The following is a 3,611-nucleotide window of genomic DNA, read 5'->3' as shown; positions in this document are numbered from 1 at the left end:
CCGACGACCGCGACCGCGGTCGCCGGCTCGGGTGTGGCCCACACGGCGACCCGCCGCGCCGTCCGCAGTCCGGCGGCGACGGCGGCACTCGCCGCGGCGAGTTCCCCGTACGTCAGCGAGTGCGCGCCGAACCGCAGGGCGGGCCGGCCGGCCGGGCCGTCGGTCAGGGCGGGGAAAAGACTGGACACGCGTCGGGCTCCTCGGGTCGGTGACCGGTGACGGGCGGTACCGGTGATTCTTGCGGTGCCGCAGGATCCCTGCCCAAGGGGGTGCCCCGCACCCGGGTGCCCGGCCGGATCCGGGCCGGGTGGCTACATGTGGACGAGGATCTTGACCTCCTCGTCCTTGTGGTCCACGAGCCGGCGCAGGCCCTCCGCCTCGAGGTCCTCGACGGCGATGCGGCGGGTGATGAAGGGGCTGAGGTCGATCCTGCCCTCCTGCACCATGCGGATCACCGACGGGTGGTCGTCCGCGTAGCCCATGCTGCCCTGCACCAGGACCTCCTTGAACAGCAGCGACATCGCGTCCAGGGTGGGGTTCGCCCCGTACAGGGCGACGACCTGGAGCATCCCGCCGATCTTCAGCGCGTGCAGCAGGGTGTCGAGGACGGGCTGGACGCCCGCGCACTCGAAGGCGACGTCGGCACCCCTGCCGCCGGTGATCTCCAGGGTGCGGGCGGCGACGTCCTCCTGGCCGGGGTCGAGGACGTGGTCGGCGACACCGGAGTCCTTCGCCTTCTGCTTGCGCTGCCCGCTCATCTCGCTGACGATCACCGTCGCGCCCAGAGCCTTCAGCACGGCCCCGGTGAACAGGCCGATCGGTCCGGCGCCGCCGACCAGGGCCACATCGCCCTCGCGGGCGCCGGACAGCCGGACCGCGTGCGCGGACACGCTCAGCGGCTCGATCAGGGCCGCCTGGTCCAGCGGCAGGTCACCGACGGGGTGCACGAACCGCCGCTCGACGACCATGTGCTCGGACAGGCCGCCCCCGCCGCCGGAGAGGCCGATGAAGCCCAGCTTGGCGCAGATGTTGTAGCGGCCCTCACGGCAGGCGAAGCACTCACCGCAGACCAGCAGCGGCTCCACCACGACCGAGTCGCCGGGCGCCAGGCCCTCGACGCCGTCACCGGTCTCCTCGACGACGCCGGAGAACTCGTGGCCGAACACCAGCGGCGGCTCCTCCCCGGAGAGCGGGTGGGGGTTGCCCGCCGTGGGCATCGGGCTGACCGGTCCCCCGAAGTAGACGTGCAGGTCGGAACCGCAGATCCCGGTCCACGCGGGCGCGATCTTCACCGTCCCGGGCCGGACCTCGGGCTCCGGGATGTCGTCGAGCCGGATGTCTTCCTTGCCGTAGTAGCGCGCGGCCCTCATGGGGTGCCCCTTCCGTGGACCCGGACGGCACACCGGCACGGCACCGGCGCACCGCTGCCGGCACCGGGTACCCGCCTGCCGTCCCGCGAAGCGGCGGCGGGAGGGGCGCCGGGGTTGCTAGCCTGCCTGGTCGCTCACCCGTCCGACCGTCCCCTCACCCGCCCCGGGAGGCCGCCGTGCCCCGAGTCGCCCTCGTGACGTGCCGGCCCCGACCCGGGATCGCCGAGGACCGGGACCTGCCGGTCCTGGTGCGGGCGCTGACCGAGGCCGGCGCCCGGGCGTGTGCCGTGGAGTGGGACGACCCGGCGGTGGACTGGGCCGGGTTCGACCTGGCCGTGATCCGCTCCACCTGGGACTACACCTGGCGGGCCGCCGAGTTCACGGCATGGGCCGAGCGCTGCGCCGCCGCCACCCGGCTGGCCAACCCGGCGGACGTGGTGCGCTGGAACACCGACAAGCGCTACCTCGGCGACCTGGCCGCCGCCGGCGTGCCCGTCGTCCCGACCCGCTACCTCGCGCCCGGGGACCCGCCCACCCTGCCGGACGGGTACGAGTACGTCGTCAAGCCCGCCTCCGGGGCGGGCGCCCGGCTCGCCGCCCGCTACACGCCGGACGAGCACGACCGGGCCGCGGAGCACCTGCGGCGGATGCACGCCGACGGGTACACCGCGATGGTGCAGCCCTACGTCACCGCGATCGACCGGGCCGGCGAGCGGGCGCTGGTGTTCGTCGGCGGGCGCCTGCTGCACGCCTCCCGCAAGGACGCGGTCCTCGGCCCGGGCACCCCTTACGACGCCCCGAGGACCGCGCACCCCAGGCCCGTTCCCTGGACGCCGGGCGCGGACGAGGCCGCCGTCGCCGAGCGGGCGCTGGCCGCCGTGCCGGGCGCGCCGGAGCTGCTCTACGCGCGCGTCGACCTGGTGGACGGGGAGGACGGACGGCCGCGGGTGATGGAACTGGAGCTCGTGGAGCCCAACCTGTTCCTGTGGCTGCACCCCGACTCGCTGCCCGTCGTGACGGCCGCGGTCATCGCGGCGGCGGCTCGGTGACCGCCGTCCGCTGGAGCAGGCCCCAGGTGAACTCCGCGACCACGTCCCGCCGGCTGCCCGACGGGTCCGGGGCGGTGAAGGCCAGGCCCCAGCGGGTGGGGGCCGAGCCCTGGAGGGGGCGGGCGGGCGCGAAGGCCCGGGCGGCCTCGTCGACCGTGCAGGACCACGGGGTCAGGTCGGCCACCGTGCGCAGGACGGGCGGCGGCACGCCCGGCGCCCGCACCAGCCACTCGGTCCAGACCCCGCCGCCCGGCGCGGTCAGCACCTCGAAGCGCAGGTCCGGCCAGAGCGGCAGCGGCCACTGCCACGCCTCGCAGTCCAGGTCGCCGATCCGGCGCGGGGTCCGGGACTCCGGGGCGCCGAGGACCGAGCGGTAGCGGGACAGCGCAGGACGGGGCCGCGGGGAGCGGAGCATCGCCTGCCAGCGCCTGTTGGCCTCCCGCATGTCGGCGAGGGAGGCGCCCAGTTCCCGCCGGGCGTCCTCCACCGGCCCGGGGTTGTGGTCGGCCATCCGGCGCAGCAGGACGAGCTGGAAGTCCAGCGGGGTGAACGGGCTAGCGGGGCGTTTTCCGGTCGGCACGCGCCCCATCGTCGCGCATCGGGTACTCCCCGGGGCGCCGCCCGTCCGGGAGGAACAGCACCGAGTTGACGTAGCGGGGGCCCCGCAGCAGGCCGGAGGGCAGGACCCGGCGGAGCAGACCCAGGGTGGCGACGTGGCAGGCTTCCGCCTGGTGCGCCTCCAGCGGGAAGCGGGACAGCGGGATCCAGTCGCCGGCCGGCAGCACCCAGCCGTCGTAGCCCAGCAGGGACAGGTAGGTGACGACCGGGGCGACGGGCTGGATGCGGGTCTCCAGTTCCACGAACAGGGCGGGCCGGTCGCGGGCCAGCACACCGGTCGCGCCGCGCAGCACCGCCGACTCGTTGCCGTCCACGTCGATCTTCACGAAGCCGACGTCCTTCAGCCCCAGGTCGTCCAGCGCCACGCAGGTGACGTCGAGGACGTCGTCGTGGATGTCCCGGCGCACCAGGGACGACACGCCCCGCTCGCCCCGGTCGCCGGAGGGCAGCCACAGCTGGGCGATGCCGGGCCGGTCGGAGGCCGCCGCGCGCACCACCCGCACGTTCGGCGGGGCGGTGGCGGCGAGCAGCCGGGCCAGGCGGGGGACCGGCTCGACGGTCACCACGCGGCAGG

At 75.5% G+C, this 3,611-nt stretch carries 4 protein-coding genes and 1 pseudogene; 1 reads left to right on the top strand and 4 read right to left on the bottom strand.

What is annotated here, in order from left to right:
* Both G3I53_RS23920 and G3I53_RS23915 read right to left on the bottom strand, forming a co-directional pair.
* Window positions 1–188, bottom strand: a pseudogene (locus G3I53_RS23920) (acyl-CoA synthetase); the annotation flags it as partial.
* A 123-nt stretch (window positions 189–311) separates the two neighbouring features.
* Window positions 312–1,370, bottom strand: coding sequence for a 2,3-butanediol dehydrogenase (locus G3I53_RS23915; RefSeq protein WP_164333736.1), 1,059 nt, complete (start codon window positions 1,368–1,370; stop codon window positions 312–314).
* A gap of 176 nt (window positions 1,371–1,546) precedes the next feature.
* Here G3I53_RS23915 and G3I53_RS23910 point away from each other — a divergent pair, with 176 nt between their 5' ends.
* Window positions 1,547–2,419, top strand: coding sequence for a hypothetical protein (locus tag G3I53_RS23910; protein WP_164333735.1), 873 nt, complete (start codon window positions 1,547–1,549; stop codon window positions 2,417–2,419).
* Here the strand turns inward: G3I53_RS23910 and G3I53_RS23905 are convergent.
* Window positions 2,397–3,008, bottom strand: coding sequence for a hypothetical protein (locus tag G3I53_RS23905; RefSeq protein ID WP_164438749.1), 612 nt, complete (start codon window positions 3,006–3,008; stop codon window positions 2,397–2,399). The two genes, G3I53_RS23910 and G3I53_RS23905, sit on opposite strands and share 23 nt — an antisense overlap.
* The coding region (locus tag G3I53_RS23900; protein WP_164337419.1) for an FkbM family methyltransferase at window positions 2,974–3,611 on the bottom strand (638 nt) is incomplete at its 5' end. The genes G3I53_RS23905 and G3I53_RS23900, both read right to left, overlap by 35 nt.

The organism is Streptomyces sp. SID14436 (genome assembly GCF_010548465.1).
In the GTDB taxonomy this organism is placed as follows: Bacteria; Actinomycetota; Actinomycetes; order Streptomycetales; family Streptomycetaceae; genus Streptomyces.
This window is presented reverse-complemented; position numbering and strand designations above follow the sequence as displayed.